This window comes from Okeania sp. KiyG1 (assembly GCF_014132355.1).
Lineage (GTDB): Bacteria > Cyanobacteriota > Cyanobacteriia > Cyanobacteriales > Microcoleaceae > Okeania.
Window position 1 is genome coordinate 165,261 of record NZ_BLZO01000118.1, and the last position, 22,674, is coordinate 187,934.

At 34.1% G+C, this 22,674-nt stretch carries 21 protein-coding genes and 1 pseudogene; 7 read left to right on the forward strand and 15 right to left on the reverse strand.

Annotated features, from left to right (window positions below; all coding sequences use genetic code 11):
• Positions 1-6 precede the first annotated feature (6 nt).
• The 3 genes from upp to SAGCYANO_RS28590 form a co-directional block, all read right to left on the reverse strand.
• Entirely contained in the window at positions 7-639 is a 633-nt protein-coding gene (upp, locus tag SAGCYANO_RS28580) for a uracil phosphoribosyltransferase (protein WP_202223162.1), read from the reverse strand.
• A gap of 712 nt (positions 640-1,351) precedes the next feature.
• The gene (gene folB, locus SAGCYANO_RS28585; protein ID WP_202223163.1) at positions 1,352-1,726 is read right to left on the reverse strand and encodes a dihydroneopterin aldolase; all 375 of its coding nucleotides are present in this window, start codon (positions 1,724-1,726) and stop codon (positions 1,352-1,354) included.
• A gap of 36 nt (positions 1,727-1,762) precedes the next feature.
• Positions 1,763-2,974 (reverse strand): URC4/urg3 family protein, encoded by a 1,212-nt coding sequence (locus SAGCYANO_RS28590; RefSeq protein WP_237396804.1) that lies wholly within the window; start codon positions 2,972-2,974, stop codon positions 1,763-1,765.
• Positions 2,975-3,740: 766 nt separating this feature from the next.
• Here SAGCYANO_RS28590 and folK point away from each other — a divergent pair.
• The 4 genes and pseudogenes from folK to SAGCYANO_RS28610 all read left to right on the forward strand — a co-directional run bounded on the left by folK (position 3,741) and on the right by SAGCYANO_RS28610 (position 7,391).
• A pseudogene (gene folK / locus SAGCYANO_RS50750) lies at positions 3,741-4,254 on the forward strand (2-amino-4-hydroxy-6-hydroxymethyldihydropteridine diphosphokinase).
• Between the two features lie 29 nt (positions 4,255-4,283).
• Positions 4,284-5,003 (forward strand): bifunctional dihydropteridine reductase/dihydrofolate reductase TmpR, encoded by a 720-nt coding sequence (gene tmpR, locus SAGCYANO_RS28600; protein ID WP_202223164.1) that lies wholly within the window; start codon positions 4,284-4,286, stop codon positions 5,001-5,003.
• Positions 5,004-5,741: 738 nt separating this feature from the next.
• Positions 5,742-6,194, forward strand: a complete 453-nt coding sequence (gene queD / locus SAGCYANO_RS28605; RefSeq protein WP_202223165.1) for a 6-carboxytetrahydropterin synthase QueD — start codon at positions 5,742-5,744, stop codon at positions 6,192-6,194.
• 594 nt (positions 6,195-6,788) lie between these two features.
• On the forward strand, positions 6,789-7,391 hold the full coding sequence (locus tag SAGCYANO_RS28610; protein ID WP_202223166.1) for a hypothetical protein: 603 nt from the start codon (positions 6,789-6,791) through the stop codon (positions 7,389-7,391).
• A gap of 62 nt (positions 7,392-7,453) precedes the next feature.
• On the opposite strand, the gene SAGCYANO_RS28615 is transcribed toward SAGCYANO_RS28610, so the two are convergent.
• The 11 genes from SAGCYANO_RS28615 to SAGCYANO_RS28665 form a co-directional block, all read right to left on the reverse strand.
• Positions 7,454-8,122 (reverse strand): hypothetical protein, encoded by a 669-nt coding sequence (locus SAGCYANO_RS28615; RefSeq protein ID WP_202223167.1) that lies wholly within the window; start codon positions 8,120-8,122, stop codon positions 7,454-7,456.
• A gap of 138 nt (positions 8,123-8,260) precedes the next feature.
• Positions 8,261-9,286 (reverse strand): RNA-binding domain-containing protein, encoded by a 1,026-nt coding sequence (locus SAGCYANO_RS28620; RefSeq protein WP_237396805.1) that lies wholly within the window; start codon positions 9,284-9,286, stop codon positions 8,261-8,263.
• A 33-nt stretch (positions 9,287-9,319) separates the two neighbouring features.
• Positions 9,320-9,925 carry a HAMP domain-containing sensor histidine kinase gene (locus tag SAGCYANO_RS28625; RefSeq protein WP_202223168.1) on the reverse strand — a complete coding sequence of 202 codons (606 nt, stop codon included), beginning with the start codon at positions 9,923-9,925 and terminating at the stop codon, positions 9,320-9,322.
• A gap of 119 nt (positions 9,926-10,044) precedes the next feature.
• A complete protein-coding gene (locus SAGCYANO_RS28630; RefSeq protein ID WP_202223169.1) occupies positions 10,045-11,523 on the reverse strand; it encodes a tetratricopeptide repeat protein in 1,479 nt (492 codons plus the stop codon).
• Between the two features lie 58 nt (positions 11,524-11,581).
• Positions 11,582-12,628, reverse strand: coding sequence for a tetratricopeptide repeat protein (locus SAGCYANO_RS28635; RefSeq protein ID WP_202223170.1), 1,047 nt, complete (start codon positions 12,626-12,628; stop codon positions 11,582-11,584).
• A 17-nt stretch (positions 12,629-12,645) separates the two neighbouring features.
• Positions 12,646-12,975, reverse strand: a complete 330-nt coding sequence (locus tag SAGCYANO_RS28640; protein WP_202223171.1) for a tetratricopeptide repeat protein — start codon at positions 12,973-12,975, stop codon at positions 12,646-12,648.
• A gap of 62 nt (positions 12,976-13,037) precedes the next feature.
• Positions 13,038-13,709, reverse strand: coding sequence for a tetratricopeptide repeat protein (locus SAGCYANO_RS28645; protein ID WP_202223172.1), 672 nt, complete (start codon positions 13,707-13,709; stop codon positions 13,038-13,040).
• 149 nt (positions 13,710-13,858) lie between these two features.
• Positions 13,859-15,328, reverse strand: a complete 1,470-nt coding sequence (locus SAGCYANO_RS28650) for a P-loop ATPase, Sll1717 family (protein ID WP_202223173.1) — start codon at positions 15,326-15,328, stop codon at positions 13,859-13,861.
• Between the two features lie 43 nt (positions 15,329-15,371).
• Positions 15,372-16,736 (reverse strand): KGGVGR-motif variant AAA ATPase, encoded by a 1,365-nt coding sequence (locus tag SAGCYANO_RS28655; protein WP_202223174.1) that lies wholly within the window; start codon positions 16,734-16,736, stop codon positions 15,372-15,374.
• 120 nt (positions 16,737-16,856) lie between these two features.
• Positions 16,857-17,288 (reverse strand): HEPN domain-containing protein, encoded by a 432-nt coding sequence (locus SAGCYANO_RS28660; RefSeq protein ID WP_202223226.1) that lies wholly within the window; start codon positions 17,286-17,288, stop codon positions 16,857-16,859.
• 114 nt (positions 17,289-17,402) lie between these two features.
• Positions 17,403-18,650, reverse strand: coding sequence for a GTP cyclohydrolase II (locus tag SAGCYANO_RS28665; protein WP_202223175.1), 1,248 nt, complete (start codon positions 18,648-18,650; stop codon positions 17,403-17,405).
• Between the two features lie 812 nt (positions 18,651-19,462).
• On the opposite strand from SAGCYANO_RS28665, the gene SAGCYANO_RS28670 reads away from it, so the two are divergent.
• From SAGCYANO_RS28670 to SAGCYANO_RS28680, 3 genes are all read left to right on the forward strand, one after another.
• Positions 19,463-20,506 (forward strand): ABC transporter substrate-binding protein, encoded by a 1,044-nt coding sequence (locus SAGCYANO_RS28670; protein ID WP_202223176.1) that lies wholly within the window; start codon positions 19,463-19,465, stop codon positions 20,504-20,506.
• Positions 20,507-20,804: 298 nt separating this feature from the next.
• On the forward strand, positions 20,805-21,377 hold the full coding sequence (locus SAGCYANO_RS28675) for a TerD family protein (RefSeq protein ID WP_202223177.1): 573 nt from the start codon (positions 20,805-20,807) through the stop codon (positions 21,375-21,377).
• Between the two features lie 226 nt (positions 21,378-21,603).
• A complete protein-coding gene (locus SAGCYANO_RS28680) occupies positions 21,604-22,383 on the forward strand; it encodes a VWA domain-containing protein (protein ID WP_202223178.1) in 780 nt (259 codons plus the stop codon).
• A 204-nt stretch (positions 22,384-22,587) separates the two neighbouring features.
• Here SAGCYANO_RS28680 and SAGCYANO_RS50755 read toward each other — a convergent pair whose 3' ends face one another.
• Positions 22,588-22,671: an element excision factor XisI family protein gene (locus tag SAGCYANO_RS50755; protein ID WP_375340013.1), complete on the reverse strand. Its 84-nt coding sequence runs from the start codon at positions 22,669-22,671 to the stop codon at positions 22,588-22,590.
• Between the last annotated feature and the right edge of the window lie 3 nt (positions 22,672-22,674).

Here is a 22,674-nt window from a genome sequence, read left to right on the forward strand (position 1 = left end):
TAACAATTATCTCGTTCCATACAAGCGATCGCCTGCATCTCCTAATCCTGGAATAATATAACCATGTGCATCTAATTTTTCATCAATAGCAGCAGTGTATAAAGGTATATCTGGGTGATAGTTATGGAAATTTTCAATTCCCTCTGGTGCTGCCAATAAACACAGAAACCGAATTGACTCTGGGTTAAATTCTTTAATCCGATCAACTGCTGCTATTGCTGAATTTCCAGTTGCCAACATTGGGTCAATTATTAACACATCTCGCTGGTCAATATCATGGGGAACTTTGAAATAATATTCTACAGCAACTAAAGTGCTAGGGTCACGATACAAACCAATATGTCCCACTCTTGCTGTAGGTATTAGCTCTAAAATTCCATCAAGAAGTCCTTGACCTGCTCGCATAATGGAAACAATCACCATTTTTTTTTCAGCAGCTAACATGGGTGCTTCCATCAATTTCATTGGTGTCTGAATTTGTTGATATTTTATTGGTAAATCACGAGTTACTTCATAAGCTAATAACATTCCTATTTCTTTTAGCAGTTGGCGAAATTGAGCAGTGGTAGTCTCTATTCTGCGTAATAATGTCAATTTATGCTGAACTAATGGATGATTAATGATAGTAGTTTTTGTCATTTTATAATCTAGTTTTATTCATCAAATATTGTTCGTAACATTATTGTTTAAAAATGTTATAAATTATCATAAAATACAGAGACCTCTAAAACAAATTTAGGTAGTAATGTACAATAGTAGCGAGGTACATTTTTTTACTTGATTAAATTCTTTAAAAATCAAAATAAAGTATATACTTCACCACATTTAAAATAGTCTAAATTACCAAATTTATTAACTAGACATCTCCAATAGTCATTTCAGTTATCAGTTATCAGTTGTCAAAAATAAAGTTAATTATCTTACTATATACATTAATTATTTCCGCCTACTACTTACCACCTACTTGTTCTTTTCTGGAGATATGTACTAAATTAGTTGGCATTACTGAATTAAGGTATCAAAGTAGATTTATAGGGAACAGGGAACAGTTAATATTAACAAGTAGGGCGTTGCTGAATTGAAGTATGAATGCACGATTTTTTGGTTCTGGTCAAGCCCCCGCGCATCCCCCGTTCAACAAAAAAGCGCAGCAACATCTGGCTTCCCCCTTTCTAAGGGGGACGGGAGGGGGATCAAGGGGGACTTTTAGAGTTTTATTACCCCCAAATTGGCTTGCTCGGGTAGCTCTGCATCATACCCAGAATCAGCAACGCCCAAGTAGTTCAAACAATCTAAAATAAAAATCCAAAATACAGAATTATTAAATCATACCCAGAATCAACAATGCCAATTAGTTATATACTAATGCTTCCTTTTCTCTAGTAATTTCAATAGTAACTTTGCCACTAAAATCTGGTATTGGAGCTGCTAACTTAGTTACACTAACCTTGACATTTTGTACTAATGATTCTTGCAAAATAGCCGTAGCGATCGCATCAGCTACTTTTTCTAACAAAGCAAACTTAGAATTTTTTATAAGCTTTTGGACAGTATTAATTATGCTGCTGTAATCTACAGTATCTTCCAAAGCATCGCTTTTACTTGCAGCATTCAAATCTAACCCTATAGTTAAATCTACTTCAAACCATTGTCCCAATATTTTTTCTTCTGGAAAAAAGCCGATGTACCCATAGCAGCGAATTCCAGTAATTGAGATTGAGTCCATAATTACTAATTAAAAACTGTTCCATCACTCTTTATTTTAATCGGAGGCGAACCATCTTTTTCTTAATTCTTTTGCTATTTTTCGCCCTGCTGTCCATGTGCCTCCTTGTAAGACTTTTATCAGTGGTAATTCTGAACTATTTAAGTTAAGTTTTTGTTGAATTACTTGAGCAACTTTGCCTAAAAGACTAATAGTTAATGCTCTCCATTCTACAATAATTTCTGAACCTGGTAAATGTTGCTGTTGTAAAACTAGAGGGTTTTTAATTTGTATTAGTCCTATATCTATAAATAAGCCACCATTCCGATATTCTGCTAATCCAGTTAAATCATCTAATCCAATTATTTTTAAACCCAATTCTTGTAATGGTTCAAGCAATGAGTATGTTAACCATTGAGATAATTTATGAAAAGGTATATATTCATCCCCTAAACAGTCAGTTTTGAGCAGAGAATGAGACCAAACATCTCCTAAATTAATCCCTGAAATATTACTACGTCCTGGCCAAATATCACCCAACCCCTCCAATACAGCATTTAATACTGAAGTAGCTTGAATTACTTCTTTATTGGCCTGATTTTGCCACAAATAATCAACCATATTTCCTGGACGTGGACTCTCAATGCCAAATAACTGAGGATGTTGATTTAACACTTGTCCTAAGCGTTGTAGCAATTCCAGACGACCTTCAAGACCCACCAATGGATTTTCTGGACTAACTTGGAATCCTTGAGTTAAAGTCTGAAGATTAATTTGGGAAAGTCCTCTAGTATCTGCTTGCCAGGGAAAATCGGGATTACTAGAAAAAAAACCTTGGCAAAATAGTCGGAAACTACAAACTGCTAAACCTTCCGAACGGCTAAATATTAAGCTTGTTTCAGGTTCAGTGTATTGCCAGTTTATGCCCGCACCCGCATCTAGTAGTACACTAATAATGGCTAAATCAAATTTAACTTTGGCCTTTTCTAGAGGTGTGAGTCCTGCCAACATTTGGTCAAGTTCAGCTAGGCGAGGTATATCTCCTACTTGGAAATGTCGCCAACGACTATGGAAGGGTATATCTAGTTTGGGATACTGCTCCAGGATTACATTAATAACATAGTCGGCACATTTATCTAGTTGAGTTAAATCGACTCGAAAATTATTGAGTTGGTCTTGACAAGCAAGATTAAATATGCAGTCGCATCTTTCTCGAATGGCCTGGGGAGTTCTTAGATATGTAATAACTTCTGGGATTTTTTTATTCATTAAAAATCAAAGTTGAAGAATATAATATTAGGATTTACGCATGAGGTACGAAAAACTAGGATTTGAGATTGCTTTCCCTCCCGGAATGCTGCGCAAACCCTGTCGGTCGCTTCGGACGAAAATAAGTTGCAGGTGCGTAAGTCCTGAATATAAAAGGAATATATAGCATTTCTCATAAAGATGAGGTACATTTACGATCCCCCGCGCATCCCCCGTTTAACAAAAAGCGCAGCATCTTATGGTTTCCCCGATCTTCGGGGACGGGAGGGGGATCGATAAAGGGGGACTTTGAAACTTTTAAGCGGTTCCCCCTTATTAAGCTATGCTTTATAAATATCTTTCTTAAGATAAAACTTGACACAATCGACAAGTTATGTATTAGCCTTCCAAAGATTTTTGCCAGAGAAAAAGTGTATTAAAAAGTAGATTTTTCTTGATAACTTAAGTAGTTTTTCCTATATAAATTGGTTCTTTCTCCTTTCTCCCCTGCTCCCTACTCCCCTTCCCTTCCTGGGAGGGGTTAGGGTGGGTCACACAAGGTTTTCAGGAGTTCCTTATAAGGGATAGCTTATTAAGGGGGTTAGGGGGGATCTAAAACTGTATCTAACCAATTTGAGAAACGCTATAATATAAATAGTAAATTAGAAAAAACTATCACAGGCATCATGCTATTAAAAACGTTTTAGTTGATGAGAAACTTGGGTAGTTTATTGTTGGTTTTTCTAAATTTAATTCAGCAAAAAATCAGGTCAAAAATTCCCTAGTAATGTCTCATCAAGTTCACTTCAGTCAATCAGAAAAACAAGAGAATAATGTAGCTGTTGCTCTTGGTAGTAATCTTGGTGATTCTTTAAGTATTCTAGAAAATGCAATCCAAATTTTATCCAAAACTCCAGGTATTACCTTAAATACTTATTCTAGTTGGTATCGGACTAAACCTATCGGTCCAAAACAACCAGATTATCTGAATGGTTGTGCATTATTAAAAGTAGAATTAACTCCTCAAAATTGTTAGAAATTATTTTGGATATAGAAAACAATTTAAGCGAGTACGTTTAGTACATTGGGGACCTAGAACTTTAGACCTAGACTTAATCCTATATGATGATTTAATATTAGATATTCCGAATCTGCAAATCCCCCACCCTCGGATGAGAGAAAGAGCTTTTGTTCTCGTACCCCTAGCAGAAATAGCCCCTAATTGGATAGACCCAGTTTCGGGAAAGGCGATCGCTCAACTTCTAGAAGAGGTAGAATGTTCGGGAGTATCTAAGCTTTAAGCTGGCAAGTTAAAATAGCAATTCTACTAATGATCAAAAAAGCACTCGTAACAGGTTCCGCAGTGGGAATAGGTAGAGCGATCGCTCTCGATTTAGCAAGTAAAGGATTTGATGTAGCATTTCATTATAACCGCAGTGCAGAGGCAGCTAACCAAGCAACTCAAGAAGCAGCTACTTATGGAGTAAAATCTGTAGCTCTACAAGCAGATATTACCAAACCAGAGCAAGCTCAGTTTCTAGTAGAAAATGCAGCAGCACAATTGGGTGGTTTATCAGTAGTAGTTAATAATGTGGGTAACTACCTGAGAAAACCAATTAGCAAAACATCTATAAAAGAGTGGCAGGAAGTTATTAATTCTAACCTCAATGCCACTTTTTATATTACTAAAGCAGCACTTCCCTATCTCAAAGCAGCAAATGGCGCACACATAGTTAATTTTGCTTGTGCTAGTGCCCAAAATATAGCAGCACGACGAACGAATACAGCTTATATGATTGCCAAAACTGGTATTATCATATATACTAAATCATTAGCTCTTGAATTAATTAAAGATAAAATTACTGTTAATGTAGTATCTCCTGGAGTCGCAGAAAATTCTTGGGATGTAGAAGAAATGATTCCTAAATTACCAGCTAAACGTCCAGCAAAGTTGACAGAAATTAACCATGCTGTTTGGTTTTTTATTAACCCTGATTCTGAGTATATTACAGGGCAAATTTTGGAAGTTTCTGGTGGTTGGAATTTATAGATGGTTCATTAATTGATAATTGATAATGGATAATTGATAATTACCTCTGGTTAAAACCACTCTTGATTGAATATAAGGAAATATTATTTCTTCTCTTGGTTGATTGGATATGGCGAGGGGACCTCGCCATCCCTCAACCGCTTTTTTCCCCTTAAAAGGGAGGCTTTAAACCAGAATTATTTAATTATTAATAATTAATAATTCGGTAAGGCAGAAGGCAGAGGGCAGAGGGCAGAAGGGAAGAAAAGGCTAGAAGGGAGAAAGTTTTTTGATGACTGATTATTCGGAAATTATATAATATATTGCTGATAATTGCGGGAAATTTTATATTCAAAAAATAGCTACAATCAAATAAGTAATAGAGAAAAATTTAACTTATGTAAGTTGGTAAACTTCTGACTAAGAAATTAAGCAGGAAGACTTTCATATCAAGTCTCATTAATTAGCCATAATAAAAAAGATACATGATATTAGTTATCTAGGAGAAAAGGAAGGAGGAAAAAACTTAAACTTGACTAGATACTTCCCAAGAGTTGAGATATAGTAGATTCGGTGGTTAATGTGGTACAATTGACAAAATGAATATTTTTTACCGAATAATAAAGGTTTAAAGCCTCTACTTTAAAGGAGAAAAAATTTTCCCTACCGCGTCAATCCTCTTCTTTTCAAGAATAGGTAATTGTTAATAATTAATAATTAATTGTTGAACTATTCCCTCTAATTATTCAGGATATAGTAATGGTATTAAATGGAAAAAAAGAGGAAAAATGTCAAACTCTCAAAAATGAATCTAACTCAGAAACTTGGATAATAGGTAAAGAATTTAGATTTGAAGCTTCCCATCAACTACCTAATCACGATGGGAAATGTGCAAGATTACATGGTCATTCTTGGCGTGGTGTTATTTATATTTCTGGTAATGAATTAGTAAACTCTGGTGCAAAGCAGGGTATGATTATGGATTATGGAGATATAAAAAAACATCTAAAACCCCTTCTAGATGATTATTTAGACCACTACCACTTAAACGAAACTACAGGCTTAGTTAATCCTACCAGTGAAGCGATCGCTAAATGGATTTATGAACAATTAGAACATAAAATTCCCGGACTTGTAGCAGTTAGAATTGATGAAACTTGTACGAGTCAATGTATTTATTCAAAAGGGAAAGGTAATTTTATTTATCTTTGAGGGAGTAGGGAGTAGGGAGTAGGGGGAATTTTTAAAGGTTCTATGTTTTTTATTAACTAGCTCCTAGTTAGATAATTAAACTTAATAATTACGACCTAACTCGTGAATTATTTCTTCCTCAAGAAAATTAGGATTATTAATACAACAATATATAGAGATTTATATCAGGTCTCATTAATTAGACGTAATAAAAATTATCTTCATCAATTATCTTGAGAATTTATCAAATTTTCTCCTACTCTGTAGGGACGTTACATGCAACGTCCCTACCCCCTACTCCCTAATAATGTTATTTGTGGGTATTTAAAGAGACATGATATTAGTTCTATGAAGAAAATGATAGGAATTATGAGAGGGGGACCCGCATTATTCTCAAATTTGATTACAGCAAGAATTTAACTTCTGACTTCTAACTTCTGACTTCTGACTTCAGCTAGTTTGGTATTTAGAATAGGACTTACGCAGTAAAACCTATTTTCGTCATTATTCTCAAATTTGATTACAGTAAGAATTTAACTTCTGACTTCTAACTTCTGACTTCTGACTTCAACTATATCAGGTATACTAAAAAGTTAAAGTTTAGGGAATTAAAAAATGGAAAACCAGAAACAACATAAATTAAATAACGATGAAATTAAGCAGCTTTTTATTAAGGGCGTTAACATTTTTTTGGCAGGGTCAGCAATTACATTAGTATTTGGATTTATGATTTGGTTTGTACATGGAACTATTATGGTTTCTGACTTATCAGAGAAAATTGTTGCTAAAGGTTGGGGTGCTTTAATTGCACTAATGGCTGTATTTTTATCTTTTATTGTACCTTCAATTGTTACTCTTTTCGGATTTGCGGTAATGGCATTATTAGTGTGGTGGTTATCGCGGGTTTTTTCCCAATATGAAGAATTTCAACCTACTGCTTTAATTGTCTATCAATTAGTGGCACCAGTGGGAATGATAGCTGCTTTAATTTTAGCTTCACCAGTATTAATTTCCTATGCAGTTATTCGTTTATTTAATGGTAGTGGACAAGCGTTAATTTCGGAAGTTAAGGAAGCGTCAAGTATTTTATTGCCACTTGAATCTGATAATAAATTTATGAGTGGAACTCCAGCAGTTGAAACTCAATATTTAACAGGGAAAAAGTTTATGAGTGGAACTCAAGCAGTTGAAACTCAATATTTAGAAGGAGAAAAATAATAGATGGTTGATAGCTTCCAGCTTCTTTTAATGCCTTCATTCCTGCTAATTGCAATACTTCTTTACTGATTCCACTTAACTGTTATATATTTTATTTCGCATTCATTATACCCAATCAAATTAGCCTTGACCTGATTTTTTTCCCATTGTATACCCCTGACGTGATACTTGTAGTAATTTCCATATTCTATCTGAGCTATCTCTATAGCTTTAGCTCCAGTATCTCCTCTGAGTATGAACTGTAAAAAAAACACTAATATCAGTGTATATAAAATGCCCAAAATAAATGCCAGTTTTGGTGGAGATACTGAACGTTTTGGCCTAACTTTTTTACCAATTACAGATATATTTCTTAGTTTGATGTAAACCCAGAATGCAACAAAACCAGTTACTATTTCAACTAGAAGCGGAATAAAAAAACTAACTGGCAAGAGGCGAATTTGAGCCAACCAAACTTCTTTTGTCATTAGCTCTAAAGGAAGTAATATGAATAACCAGCTAATAAAGCGAGAGAGCAAAAATGCTGCAACCCATCTAACTTCCTGCACAGGTTTTCGGTTTCCACAAAAGAGTAATACTCCTCCAATTACAGCCAAAGTGTTCAAAATAGATGAGTAGGATGAATTGCTCTGAGTTTGTACTCTTAGATAGAGTATACATACAGTATTAAAAATGCTTGCTAAAATCAGAACAATACCTACCTGTCTGAAAATTACACGATTATTTTTCATTAGATATCTCTAGAAAAGAGGGAATAGGTCATTTCAGTTATCAGTTATCAGTTATCAGTTATCAGTTATCAGTTGTGATAATGAATAATAATTTATTTCATCTAATTTCGGAAAAATGGTCGTAAATTTCAGGAATATCTAATTTTTTGTAGTATTTCCTGCTCGAATATAAAATTCCAAACCTTTGTCGGTTTTGAGGAATGCCTTTTTGAACGCTCTTTTAACATCAACAATACAAATTTCCTTTGTTTCTAATTTTTCAAAACGAATTTTGATGTATTTGTTGATGAAATTAGAACCTATATACTGAGAAATTAGATTAATTAATGTTTGTTGAAATTTGTCTAAAGTTTTCTTGGATAGTAAAGAAATATCTTTTTCTAAACCGAAGATATTACCATTATCTTCAACTCCTATTAATAATGTTCCTCCTTGGGAGTTGAGAAAAGCAACTATTGTTTTTAAAGCAGCAAATTTTAACTTTTCATCCTTACAATTTCCTTTAACACTCCATTGTAAAGTGCTTTTAAATTCTAAAGTATCGCTTTCCCCTTGTTTAATCAATTCATCTACAGGTTTGAACTCGCCTATTTTACGAATAGTGGTTAAAAATCTTCTTAATTTTCGTTCCTCAATTTTTTGATTAAGTTCTTCTTCTGTATCTGCTGCTTCTATAACTGTTTGGTTAATAACTGCAATATATTCTCCCCAATATTGCTCTTCTAAGTATTCTTTATTTTCTTCAATCCATTGGTCATTTTTAACATTACCCCAACGGTTAAAATAAGTCATTGCCTCTTTAATAGACTCATCTAAAATTTCAAAAACATTGCCTTTCATATTCTTGGAAATATAATCCCAAGCTCCTTTTTTAAAAGCTGTACGACAGTCAGTAACGGTATCATTTGCTGTTAAGATAATCACAATAGAAGATTGAGCTTGGTCTAGGACAGCAAAACCACTATCATGTGTTTCCATCCGCATATCAGCAATAATAACATCAAAAGGATTTAAAGGATTTTGTAGTTTTTCTGTTGCTTCTTTAGCATTAATTGCTGTTTCAATATTTTGATAACCAAACTCTTCTTTTAACCACTCTATTAATTCTTCGAGATAATTCGTATTATCCTCAACTAATAGTAAATGAACATTCTTTATTTCCATAGTTAATCTTGTGATATTTTGATTTAATTTTGACTAGCGATCGCTATAAGGAATATACATTTGAAATCTTACACCATTTTCTCCTGTTTCTTGAATATGACCATCCATTTCAGTTAGGGTTCTACGAATAATATATAATCCTAAACCACTGCCTTGACCTTTTTTGGAAGTAGTAGTTAAGGGTTGAAATATCCATTCTTTTCTATCTTCACGAATACCTTTTCCATTGTCAGAAAATTCGATTAATAAATACTTTTTTTCTCCTGGCATTGTGAAACCTCTAATACCTTCAGGATTAGTAACATCTTGAGATTTCATTTTGATAATTAAATGTTGTTGGTATGAATTATGTTTCAGAGAATTTTCGACCATTTCATTTAAAGCACTTTTTATCTTTTCCTCATCTCCATAAAATTCTGAATCTCTGTTAGTAATTTCTAATTGAATTTCTGCATTTTCAATTTTATTATTATCTTCCCACTTTTCAAAGATTGTTTGAACTGGAAAGTGTTTATATTTAATATTTATCCCTTCGTTTATTGCCTTCAAATCGTTCAGAGCATCTTGAGTTAATTCTAATTGAGTTAAAAGTTTTTCAAACTGGGAATAACTTTTAGATTCACTGTCAACTTTACGCATTGCCCGACGAGTTTTTGACTCAATAAGTGCTAATTCATTATTTACAAAGTCAGAAATATCATGGGCAGTTTGAGAAATAACAGATAAAATTTCTCGGTAGTTATCTTCGGGAATTTGGTCTACTTTATCTTGTTGTATTTCTCGGCGATCGGCAATTTTTCAACTAAGTTTTCCAGCTTTTCAATAATGTTATTTAAAATCGAATTTTCGTCTTGATAGTTTCTTAAAATGCGATAGGCAATACTTTTGAGAATGCCAATTTCGTTATCAATTTTATGATACATTGCTCTGTTGAGCATTTGAGTATCTTTTAACTTAGTTTCGGAGTTATTTCTCTTAAAGTATTCTTCTGAGTCTAAGTTAAGATTTAATATTTTTAAAGCATCAGCATAATGAGGCGAGTCTTGAGCAATTTCGTCTAGCTTTTCTATAGCTTTTTTGTGATAAGGATTATTAGCTAAAATACTTCTAGCAGTGTAGAGTAAAGTTTTGTCTTGTTCATCAGAATTATCAATGGCTTCGTCAAAATATTGATGACCTATTTTTGGTTGTTTAATGGAGTAATATAATCTTCCTAGTATTAGTCGAATTACATTTGCACGGTATTGTAATAAATCATTTAAATTAATTTTTTCTAGTTGTTCAATTGCTTGTTGATATTGACCTAATTCTTCTAGTGCTGTTGCATATTTGTATCGTACATAGTTATCATCTTTTAGCTTTAATGATTTCTCAAAAAACTGACAAGATTCGTCAAACTTGCCTAGTACCATTAAAGCAATAGCATAGCTAGTAAGAGTTTTCACATTATCAGCTTCCAATTTTAGAGCTTTTTCAAAATAAGGTAAGGATTCTTCTGTTTTCTCTAATTTCACTAAAGCACTAGCGTAGTAATTAATAGTTATAATATCATCAGGTTCTAGCTCTAGAGATTTTTCAAAATAAGGTAAAGAATCTTCTACTCTTTCTAACTTCATTAAAGCACTAGCGTAACTACCAACATTTATAACATCATTAGGTTTCAGTTTTAGAGCTTTTTCAAACCAGGGTAGAGAATCTTCCACTCTTTCTAATTTTATTAAAGCATTAGCATAGCTGCCAATAGTTATAACATCATTAGGTTCTAGTTGTAGAGATTTTTCAAAATGAGATAAAGAATCTTCTGTTTTTTCTAATCTGATTAAAGCATTAGCGTAATTATTAACAGTTTTAGTATTATCAGGTTCTAGTTGTAGAGCTTTTTCAAATAAAGGTAAAGAATCTTCAACTTTACCTGATTTTACTAACGCATTTGCATACTTGCTAAGAAAATCAACATTATTAGGCTTAAGTTTTAGAGCTTGTTCAAAAAAAAGTAATGACTCTTCGATTTTTCCCAATTTAAACTTGATTAGAGCATTAATATAGCTAATAGTAAAATTAACATCATTAGGTCTAACTTTTATATCTTTTTCAATCAGAGATAGGAATTCTTCTGTTTTCCCTACCTCTATAAAAGCATTTGCATAGTTAGTTATGAAATCAAGATTGTTAGGCTTAAGTTGTAAAGCTTGTTCTACATACAGCAAAGATTCTTCTATTTTTTCTACTTTTATCAAGGCATCCGCATACCTGCTTATAAAATTGACATTATTAGGCTTAAGCTGTAAAGCTTTTTTAAATAAGGTAAAGACTCTTCGATTTTTCTGACTTTATTAACGCATTTGCATAGTTAAAAATAGCATCAATATTATCAGGATCTAGTTTTAGAGCTTGTTCAAACCAAAGTAAGGATTCTTGGGTTTTTCCTGATTTTATCAAATAATTGGCATAGCCAATAATCCCTTGTAGAGATATTCTGAAAAAAGGAAAAGATTCTACAGTTTTACCTGATTTCATTAAGGCATTAGCATAACTACTAATAGTTATAACATTATCAGGTTCGAGTTTTAGAGATTTTTCAAATAAGGGTAAAGATGCTTCTACTCTTTCTAATTTCATTAAAGCACTAGCGTAGTAATTAATAGTTAAAACATTATCAGGTTCCAGTTGTAGAGATTTTTCAAATAAAGGTAAAGATGCTTCTACTTTTTCTAATTTCATTAAAGCATTAGCATAATTATTAACAGTTATAACATTATTAGGTTTTAGTCGTAGAGCTTGTTCAAACAAAGGTAAAGAATCTTCAATTTTACCTGATTTTGTCAACGTATTTGCATAATTAATAATGAAGTCAATATTATTAGATTTAAGTTGTAAAGCTTGTTTTAAATAAGATAAAGACTCTTCAATTTTGCCTGATTTTACTAACGCATTTGCATACCTATTAATCAAATCAGTATTATTAGGTTTCAGTCGTAGAGCTTTTTCAAATAAAGGTAAAGAATCTTCAACTTTACCTGATTTTACTAACGCATTTGCATACTTGCTAAGAAAATCAACATTATTAGGCTTAAGCTTTAGAGCTTGTTCAAAAAAAAGTAATGACTCTTCGATTTTTCCCAATTTAAACTTGATTAGAGCATTAATATAGCTAATAGTAAAATTAACATCATTAGGTCTAACTTTTATATCTTTTTCAATCAGAGATAGGAATTCTTCTGTTTTCCCTACCTCTATAAAAGCATTTGCATAGTTAGTTATGAAATCAAGATTGTTAGGCTTAAGTTGTAAAGCTTGTTCTACATACAGCAAAGATTCTTCTATTTTTTCTACTTTTATCAAGGCATCCGCATACCTGCTTATAAAATTGACATTATTAGGCTTAAGCTGTAAAGCTTTTTTAAATAAGGTAAAGACTCTTCGATTTTTTCTAACTTTATTAACGCATTTGCATAGTTAAAAATAGCATCAATATTATCAGGATCTAGTTTTAGAGCTTGTTCAAACCAAAGTAATGATTCTTGGGTTTTTCCTGATTTTATCAAATAATTGGCATAGCCAATAATCCCTTGTAGAGATATTATGAAAAAAGGAAAAGATTCTACAGTTTTACCTGATTTCATTAAAGCATTAGCATAATTACTAATAGTTATAACATTATCAGGTTCGAGTTTTAGAGATTTTTCCAATAAAGGTAAAGATTCTTTTACTCTTTCTAACTTAATTAAAGCACTAGCGTAGTAATTAATAGTTAGAACATTATCAGCTTCCAGTTGTATAACTTTATCAAAAAAGGGAAAGACTCTTCCAATCTATCTAATTTAATTAAAGCATTAGCATAGCTAGTAATAGCTTTAACATTATTAGGCTCAATTTCTAGAGTTTTTTCAAATAAAGGTAAGGATTTTTCTATCTTACCTGACTTTATTAAAGCATTAGCATATTTATTGATAGCTTTAACATTATTCGGTTTTAATTGCGTTGCTTTTTCAAACCAAGGTAAAGAATCTTCGACTTTACCCAACTTCACTAAAGCATTACCATAGCAAATAATAGCTACAACATTATCAGATTCAAATGCTAGAACATTTTTAGCAAAAGGTAATGCTTCTTCCGCCCTATTTAATTTCGTTAAAGCATTAGCATAACCACAAATATTGTTAATAAAATTAGATTTAAGCCCTACAATTTTTTCCCAACTACCCAAAGAAACATCAACTTTACCCACTGCCAGAAAACCAATACCACAACCAACAAAACTCATCACAATATCAAACTCAAACTCCAAAATTTCTTCCCATAAATCCAATGCTTCTTCAAACTTATCCTCCTCCATTAAAGCATCAGCATCCCTACTCATTAGCTCCAAACTATTCAGAATATTTCCTTCAGTAATTAAACTGTTAATTTTATCCCTAGACATAATCAAATATCTCCTTAAAAAACAATATCAGACTTTTTCCAAACCATTTTTAAATGCCACCCGATCGCTGCTAACTAATAACCACCTCAAGACAACTCCCTTCCCTTAATCTTTGACAAAACTCAGAAAGAGAAAATAATTATTTGATTTTAACTGTTTAACTTCCGACGTTTAATACCACCTTTGCGTTGAACTTCAAAACCATATCTATAAATATCAGGCATATTAATTCGCCGATCTAAGCGACGAATTTCCACAATGCCTAATTCTTCTAAGTATTTTAAAATTTCTTGAGGTTTCCTAGAAGGAGGTTCTTGATGCCATTTTGTATTTTCTAGTATCTTCAGAAAATTTTCTTCCTCAGTTAGAAGATTGAGATTTTTAAGACCTATTTTAAGAGCTTCTAACCAGGGATATTCTTCCAGCGTAAGTTCTTCTATTCGATCTTTAGAAGTACCCATTAAAGCTACTTGTAAATCAGAAGGTTCTAATAAGCGATTTTCTGGTAAATCCTTTTCCTCAAATTTTTTCAATCTACGTTCTGCTGCTAAAGAGAATAACTTTAAAAAAGAACGAGGAACAATTCTCCTTTTAGCATCTTGAAGGTGATTAGGAATCCATTTATAAGTGTAACTTTCTTGAGCATTATCTCCCATCCATTCCCCAACTATTTTTTCCATTAATAATTCAAAACAAGACTCATCTAATGCTGGCAATATACCCAATATTTCATCCTTTTTTGAAATTAAACCAGGAACTATTTGTAAATAATCATTCATTTCTTCTCCAGAGTTAGCCAAACGCTTCACAAATACCTGATATAACCATGAAGTTTCCCACTCTAAACTAACTTGATATCCTCTGAATTTAGAAGCATCTGGAAATCCTAAAAAATCTTGTCGAAATAAATCTGTGCGTAGAAATATTTTGGGTCTAATTCGTTCCCAACGACGCCATCTATCTAGCCAAAATGCTAATAGTTCAGCGATAGGAGCGGCAAGTTCTAAATAAGAAAGAACAATTCGATCTAGCTCATCATAAGTGATAAATAACCAGCGAACGCTTGCCAATAATTCCTCATCTAATTTATCCAAAGCATAGTTGATACTTTCAAAGTTCTCCTGAACATCTGGAAACCAGTCGGAAAGGAATAATAAATTGTTATTTAAACTATTACGAGCTTCCTCTGGTATTTCCTCAACCCAACTATGACTTGATAATTCTTTTTCTTCCTGAAATATTACTCTTAATATCAATCCGATCCAAAAAATCCGCCAATCAATTCTATCCCTATATTTCATGTACTTTTCTGCGATATATGGTGCAGGAAATTTTCTTTCTCCAGTCTTACTACGACCAGATCCAGCAATCCATATTGTTGTTTCTAAAGGGGGTAAACCTCTAACATTTAAATTTTTTACTAAAGCTTGGCGACCAGAATAATTTGCTAATAAACGAAAAAATTCTGTTTTACCAGCACCTCTGTCACCTAATATTAAAAGTGTGTCAACTTCCAAAGCCATTCGGTAGCTAGGTAAGGGTAAAAAATTTTTGAGGAATATATTTTCATCATTACTTTCATGTTCCGCTACACCTCTTCCTGCTGCAACATTAGCCATAATTTCTAATAGCTTTTTTTATTAAAATTAGTCATTTTTATACCTAATTTTCTTTATTCAATTTACGCTGAAAAATACTGCAAAGTCTTTCTGCAAGTTGTTGATAAGGTTTACCTGTTAAAACATCAATAAGATATGACAAACGACTATCTTCCTCCGGAGTAGAATCTCGCTTAAATAAACTTATTTCTCTACGCAACTCACTTTGCCAATCTATAATTATTGGATAAAAACTAGCTTCTCGATCATCCGATTTAGGAACATCTTCCCTATAGTAATGCTCTTTAAAAACAATGTAAGCTTTCTCTCGAAAAGCTCCAAGTTCCTGTTCTGACCATTTTACATCTAATCCCGGAGCTAAAGCATGGATGAGTAATACTGGCAGCGGTTTAGAAGCTAAAGGTTTTGCTAGACGACGAATAACATGAGTTAAACCGTTCCAACTTTGACGAGATTGAGTGCCAAAAATGACTGCTGCATGGGATAAGTCAGCGATCGCCAACCCACCAATATCGTGAAATCCTGTTCTAGTATCCAGCAAAATAAAGTCTAGTTTTCTTGCTGCTGCATTCAGTTCTTTAAACATATCATGCCATGTTTTTAACAGTGGGTTATTGAAATCGAGTAAATTCTGGCAATCAAGTCTTGCCAACTTTTCCAGATAGTTATTATCTACATTTCCTGCAGTCAGTATAGGCAAACTTTTTTCTACATCTCCTAACAATATTGGATCGTTAACTAATTGCAAATGAGTGCTGAGTTTCCAATTTTTACCTTGGATATTTTTCTCTAACAAATAATCGATCGCCCCTGGAAAACTCTCCTCTGTATCTGGAAAAAAAATAGTTGATATACCAGGAGATTCTAAATCTAAATCAACTATAGCTACTCGATAACCGTGACGAGCTAATGTCAGAGCAGTTGCTACTAATGTTGTGGTGCGACCAACTCCACCTTTGAAGGAAAAAAATGAAACTATTGCTGGTTTATAACCTTTATCTACTACTTCCTGAGACCAAGGAAGCTCAACTTCTTTTTGATTTGTCCATGCTTGTTTAGCAACATGACGCTCTAACACATACCAACAAGGTTGACTTTCATCATCCCATTCTGCGATAACTCTTTCTTCCCGGATGACATCTATCAATTTTTTATAACCATCTTTTTCCCCTTGTGGTAACCAAATATCTTTACCGTAGTAGGGACCGAGTTTGCGATCGAGAGATTTTTCCAGATCGTCTAGGATATCCTTTTCCAGATTGCTATTTTCCAGAGGTTCCAAGAAAAGCCGAATTTTTCCCTTAACATCCCGAATGATAGTTATTGATTCTAGTTCGTCTTTTATGGAAGATTCCTCAAAACATTCTTGTACTTTGTCAAATGTTTCACCGAAAGTTATATCAATCATTTAAAGTTCCTTGCTATAGCATTTCCCAACCTCGTGAGGTACAGTTATGGAGATCCCCCCTAACCCCCCTTGAGAAGGGGGGAACTGGAAGTCCCCCTTTTTAAGGGGGATTTAGGGGGATCATAAATGCACTTCATAACTGTGGGAATTGCTTATAGATATCCTACCATCCAAAATTAGTCTGGGAATAATTTCGTTATAGATTTCCGCTGCTCGTTCAACTGCTTCTGTTGCCTGCTTTTCATTCCACAAACCAGACCTAAAATAACGTCGCTGTGGATGATAGTCAGTTAAAACAGTTCCGTTTGTCCGGGAAATTGACAGTTGAGAATCAAGAATAGGATAAATTATCCGCAACCTTTCAATACTTTGACCTTCAAGTTCTGTTAAATTGTGACCGAATTTTTGACAATCTTTATTGTCAATACATTGCTCTACTAGAACTTTGAAAGTACATTCTACCACATAACCCGCCAAATAAACTGCATTATCCCAACGATGTCGAGCGAGCAAAACTTCCGCATCATGTAAATGTCTTCCCGCAGCTTGGATAAATCAGGACTTACGCAGACACTCTACATATAGTGAGGGCGAATACCATTCGCCCCTACAGATGGTGTTTTAAATGTCAATTTGCGTAAGTCCTGTAAATGATTCTTCCATGTTTTAATCAGTTAAATTTCTGCCTTTAATCTCTGACAAAACATTCTCATCCGGCACCTCTCCATCTGTATAATAACCCGCCGCTTTCTTCGCCGCAATTTCCACCTGCGCATCTTCCGGCACCAAATCATCAGGAATAGGTACTCGCTCCACTATCTCAATACCAGAATTAACAATAGCGTTATACTTCATATCGCTCATCGACACCAAACGGTCAATCTTACTCACACCCAACCAATGCAAAACATCTGGCATCAATTCCTGAAACCGCATATCTTGTACCCCCGCTACACATTCAGTCCGAGCAAAATAAGCATCTGCGCGATCGCCTCCTTCCTGTCTTTTCCGAGCATTGTAAACCAAAAACTTAGTCACCTCTCCCAACGCTCTTCCCTCTTTACGAAAATAAACTATCACACCCACTCCACCCTCCTGCGCTGTCTGAATACAAACTTCAATACCATGCACCAAATAGGGGCGACAAGTACAAATATCAGAACCGAAAACATCCGAACCATTACACTCATCGTGAACCCTGACTGCCAATTTTTTTGTGGGGTCAGCAACATCAGCAACATTTCCCACTATATATACTGTCGTACCACCAATAGGAGGCAAAAACAAATGTAAATCTGGGCGCGTTACCAACTCCGGAAACATTCCACCCATTTGTTGAAACAACACCCGACGCAAGTCACTTTCTTCCACATTCAGTCGTTTAGAAATTCCTGGCAAATGCCAAACTGGGTCGATCGCTGCTTTCGTTACCAATAAATTACCATTATCTTTAACAATATTGCCATCAACTTTCAATACACCCTTAGCAACAGCATCCTGTAATTCTGGCATATTAATATTTGCCTTCGTGATTGCAATAGTAGGTAGGATGTTATATCCCTGTTCATAGTAAGACGCAAATACCTCTTCCACCACCGCCCCCCAAGGATCGAGACAGACAATTTTATCGGGGTCATACCAGCTCGGATGAGGGCCAATATGTGCTACCGGAGAAGTATTTGTTAAATCAGCACGGTGATTTGATTGTAGTTTACCAGAAGCGATCGCCAAAGCACGATAAACAGCATAAGAACCGGAATGAGTACCAATGACATTACGATGGTTAGGATTACTCAAAGACCCGATCGCAGGTCCCCGCTCTATGGGGTCTTGAGCGCCCCACTGCACGGGAATTGGTTTTTTGTCGGCAGGACCAGGATGAGAGGTTAATACAATATGCTTATGCTTTGCCATTTTTCTTAACTTTGAGATAATAATTATATTATTTGTTTTGATGAAAATAAGCATAGCATAATTCAACAAAATATAACTTCAAGCAGGTTTAACCTTCTGAAAAGAATGTGAAAATGTATTACATAATTATCGCCAATATAGTATAATATCCTATAACTCAAATGAACATTTATATAGTCATATAATGTGACTTTTTAGATTAGTATTCAAATGAATATTAGTTCTAAGTATTCAGCCGTCAGTTATCAACAAATGATAACTGATAACTGATAATTGAAAAAACTGTCAGCGTAAGCATTTCCTGCGGAATGCTGCGCAAACAGCTATTAGCTGTCAGCTAGCCTCCTCCGGAGGAACTGCGGACTTCAGCAACAAAATTTTCTCCTTAAGGACAGTGTTTAAATTAACAACTGACTTTAAGGGCAAGGGAATTCATTAATTGATAATTGATAATGGATAATTGATAATTACCTCGGGTTTTAACCGTTACGGAATTGAATATAAGGAAATATTATTTCTTCTCTTGGTTGATTGGATATGGCGAGGTTCCCTCGCCATCCCTCAACCGCTTATTTCCCCGATCAAGGGGAGGCTTCAAGGCGCGAATTATTTAATTATTAATTATTAATTATTCGGTAACTTTTGTAGTAAGATAATTAAATATTGCTTTGATCCTAAACTAAAAGCAATAGCTGATAGCTGAAGTCCGCAGTTCCGACCATAGGAGGCTGGCTGACTGCTGAATGCTTACCTGTCAGCTATCAACTAATGATAACTGATAACTGTTAACTGATAACTGATAACTGAAAAAGATGAATTATATTAATCGTCGTCAATTTATTCAGTATAGTAGCCTCGCTATTAGTACCAGCATATTAACAAGTTGTGCTACTCCTGATAACTCCAATTCTACTGCTAAAAATAACAAAAATCTTGACAAAGTAACCTATGGAACTAATTGGTATGCTCAAGGCGAACATGGAGGCTTTTATCAAGCAATTGCTACAGGTATTTATGAAGATTATGGATTAGATGTTACTATTAAAATGGGCAATGCTCAAGTGAATGGAACTCAGCTATTAGTAGGGGGAGTAATTGACTTTTATATGGGGGTTAGTATAGAGGCAATTAATTCTGTAGAAGCTGGAATTCCTACCATTACAGTTGCAGCTATTTTCCAAAAAGACCCTCAAGTATTAATTGCTCATCCAGGAGTCGGAAATGACTCTTTAGAACAACTAAAAGGCAAGCCGATTTTAGTATCCCCTTTATCCGAAAAAGGTTACTGGTCGTTTCTTAGAGCTAAGTTTGGTTATACAGACGACCAAAGACGTCCTTACAATTTTAGTGTAGCTCCATTTTTACTAGATAAAAACTCAATTCAACAAGGTTATCTAACCTCCGAACCTTTTACAATTGAGCAAAAAGGAGGCTTTAAACCTGTAGTTATGTTATTAGCAGATGCCGGTTATAAACCTTACGCTACTACTATAGCAACAACAACAAAAATGGTAGAAGAAAATCCTGATTTAGTGCAGAGATTTGTCGATGCTTCAATTAAAGGTTGGTATAGTTATTTAGAAAATCCTGAACCAGCTAATCAATTAATCAAAAAAGATAATCCAGAAATGACAGATGAGTTATTAGCTTATAGCTTAGAAAAAATGAAAGAATATGGCATTATTACTTCTGGAGATGCTGCCACAAAAGGTATTGGTGCGATGACCGATGAACGATGGAAATCATTCTTTGATGCTGTTGTAGAGGCTGGAATAGTCAAGCCAGATACTAACTATAAAGAAGGTTATACTTTACAATTTGTTAATCAGGAAGCAGGAAATATAATTAATAATTAATAATTAATAATTAATAATTAATAATGTAAGCATTCAGCTATTAGCTGTCAGCTGTTAGCTCTCATGAAGGGGTAATAGACTGTTTCAGCCAGCTTTTGCTTTTATAGCAAGTATAAATTATGCCTCAAAAAGTAATAGCTGATAGCTGACTGCTGTTTGCGCAGCATTCCGAAGGAAATGCTTACTTAATAATTACCTTTTCTTTATAAGAAGAGGTAATTCTGAATTCTAAATTCTAAATTTTTGAAGATTCCTGTATAATAAAAATTAGCCAACAAAATTACGCAAGAAGAAAATTATGTCTATTAATCTAAGCAAAGGTGAAAGAGTAAATCTTTCCAAAGAATCTCCTAATTTGAAACAAGCAGGTATTGGCTTGGGATGGGATGTAAATACTACAGATACAGGAGCAGACTTTGACTTAGATGCCTCTATATTTATGTTAGGAGCTAATGGAAAAATTCCGGCAGAAAAATACTTTGTTTTCTACAATAATCTCATATCACCAGATAGTTCAGTCAAACATTCAGGAGATAGTAGAACAGGAGAAGGTTCTGGAGATGATGAAGTAATAGAAATTGATTTAACAAAAGTAGACCAAGCTATTCAAGAAATAGTATTTGTAGTGACTATCCATGAAGCAGATGCCAGAAGACAAAACTTTGGACAAGTTAGAAATTCTTTTATTAGAATCTACGATATTACCACCGAAGAAGAAGTAGCTAAATATGAATTAGAAGAAGATTTTTCACGAGAAACAGCTTTGGAATTTGGCAGACTTTATCGCAAAGATAATGATTGGAGATTCCAAGCTGTCGGACAAGGTTATAACTCTGGTTTACAAGGATTTGTTGATAAATATGCCTCTTAAATCGTAAGCATTCAGCTGTCAGCCTTCAGCCATCAGCTATTGCTTTTAGAGACTGTTTGTAAAGTTAGGAATTTGGCAATCAATGAATAATATTTTTTGGTTTAATTAAACTTAATCAATTATAGCACTACAAGAATTGGGCGCGGACATTTTTTTAATCCTAAAACCCTTTTACAGTTTGCTATTCCCTATTCCCTATTCCCTAGTGCGTAGCGCCATAAAAATTATGCCCATATCTCTAGAAAAAATTGAAAGAGATGCTCCCAGATTAATCGATCTTGCTAAAAAAGCAGATATTTCAATCCTTAAGGCAAATCTAACAAATCATCAGGCTAAAGTTGCACTTTGCCTAGATATTTCTGGCTCGATGTCCTTCCTTTATTCATCTGGTAAAATTCAAACTTTAGCAGAAAAAATATTAGCTCTAGGATGTCGGTTCGATGATAACGGTTCTATAGACATTTTTCTGTTTGGACAAAATCCTCATCGGGTAGGAGAAATGACTTTAGGTAACTTCCAAGATTTTATTCCTAACATAGAACAACAACATCGTCTAGAAGCAGGAACTTATTATGGCAAAGTCATGAAAATGATTAGAAAGTTCTATTTTCCAGAGGGAAATGGCGATAGTAGAGATTCTCCTTTTGCTGCAGATGAACCAATTTATGTAATGTTTGTCACTGATGGGGCAACTTCTGATGAAGAGGAAACACAAAACCAGTTAAAATGGTCGTCTTTTGAGCCAATTTTTTGGCAGTTTATGGGTATTGGTAAGCCACGGAAAGATGTTTCTGGAGAAGGACTTTCAGGTTTTGTGGGTAAAGCATTAGCTACTGATTTTAGCTTTCTGGAAAAACTTGATGAAATGAAGGGTTATACTGACAATGCAACTTTCTTTAATGTAGAAGACCCAGAAAGTATTTCCGATGACGAGCTTTACGATATATTAATGGCAGAATATCCTACTTGGGTAAAGTTTGCTTATTCTAAAAAGTTACTTCAATAGAAAATTTTGATTTTTAGTTAAATATAACTTCAAAATCAAAAGGTGAAGATTATGTAGAACAATACTTTTTTGAAATAGAGCAACAGTTTTCCCAAGTCTATGAAAACCACCACACTATACCTAAGTGGTTGTGGCAAAAGATTCAACCAGTCTTGGAGCAGAAGAAGGAAGTATTTCACTGATTTGTTGTTCAGCTCTCAATTACTAACTAACAGCAAATTCAGTTAAACTACGTTTATAGGGGGCATGAAATCCTAAGACAATATCTTTTTTTAGGAACTCCAGCAGTTA

Excerpts from the sequence above, each read along its gene's own strand:
- SAGCYANO_RS28665 (WP_202223175.1), bottom strand. The coding sequence starts at position 18,650 with ATGGCAAAGCATAAGCATATTGTATTAACCTCTCATCCTGGTCCTGCC.
- SAGCYANO_RS28590 (WP_237396804.1), bottom strand. The coding sequence starts at position 2,974 with ATGAATAAAAAAATCCCAGAAGTTATTACATATCTAAGAACTCCCCAG.
- SAGCYANO_RS28655 (WP_202223174.1), bottom strand. The coding sequence starts at position 16,736 with ATGATTGATATAACTTTCGGTGAAACATTTGACAAAGTACAAGAATGT.
- SAGCYANO_RS28680 (WP_202223178.1), top strand. The coding sequence starts at position 21,604 with ATGCCCATATCTCTAGAAAAAATTGAAAGAGATGCTCCCAGATTAATC.
- SAGCYANO_RS28670 (WP_202223176.1), top strand. The coding sequence starts at position 19,463 with ATGAATTATATTAATCGTCGTCAATTTATTCAGTATAGTAGCCTCGCT.
- upp (WP_202223162.1), bottom strand. The coding sequence starts at position 639 with ATGACAAAAACTACTATCATTAATCATCCATTAGTTCAGCATAAATTG.
- tmpR (WP_202223164.1), top strand. The coding sequence starts at position 4,284 with ATGATCAAAAAAGCACTCGTAACAGGTTCCGCAGTGGGAATAGGTAGA.
- SAGCYANO_RS28645 (WP_202223172.1), bottom strand. The coding sequence starts at position 13,709 with ATGTCTAGGGATAAAATTAACAGTTTAATTACTGAAGGAAATATTCTG.
- SAGCYANO_RS28650 (WP_202223173.1), bottom strand. The coding sequence starts at position 15,328 with ATGGCTAATGTTGCAGCAGGAAGAGGTGTAGCGGAACATGAAAGTAAT.
- SAGCYANO_RS28675 (WP_202223177.1), top strand. The coding sequence starts at position 20,805 with ATGTCTATTAATCTAAGCAAAGGTGAAAGAGTAAATCTTTCCAAAGAA.
- SAGCYANO_RS28625 (WP_202223168.1), bottom strand. The coding sequence starts at position 9,925 with ATGCGTAAAGTTGACAGTGAATCTAAAAGTTATTCCCAGTTTGAAAAA.
- queD (WP_202223165.1), top strand. The coding sequence starts at position 5,742 with ATGGTATTAAATGGAAAAAAAGAGGAAAAATGTCAAACTCTCAAAAAT.
- folB (WP_202223163.1), bottom strand. The coding sequence starts at position 1,726 with ATGGACTCAATCTCAATTACTGGAATTCGCTGCTATGGGTACATCGGC.
- SAGCYANO_RS28620 (WP_237396805.1), bottom strand. The coding sequence starts at position 9,286 with ATGGAAATAAAGAATGTTCATTTACTATTAGTTGAGGATAATACGAAT.
- SAGCYANO_RS28615 (WP_202223167.1), bottom strand. The coding sequence starts at position 8,122 with ATGAAAAATAATCGTGTAATTTTCAGACAGGTAGGTATTGTTCTGATT.
- SAGCYANO_RS28610 (WP_202223166.1), top strand. The coding sequence starts at position 6,789 with ATGGAAAACCAGAAACAACATAAATTAAATAACGATGAAATTAAGCAG.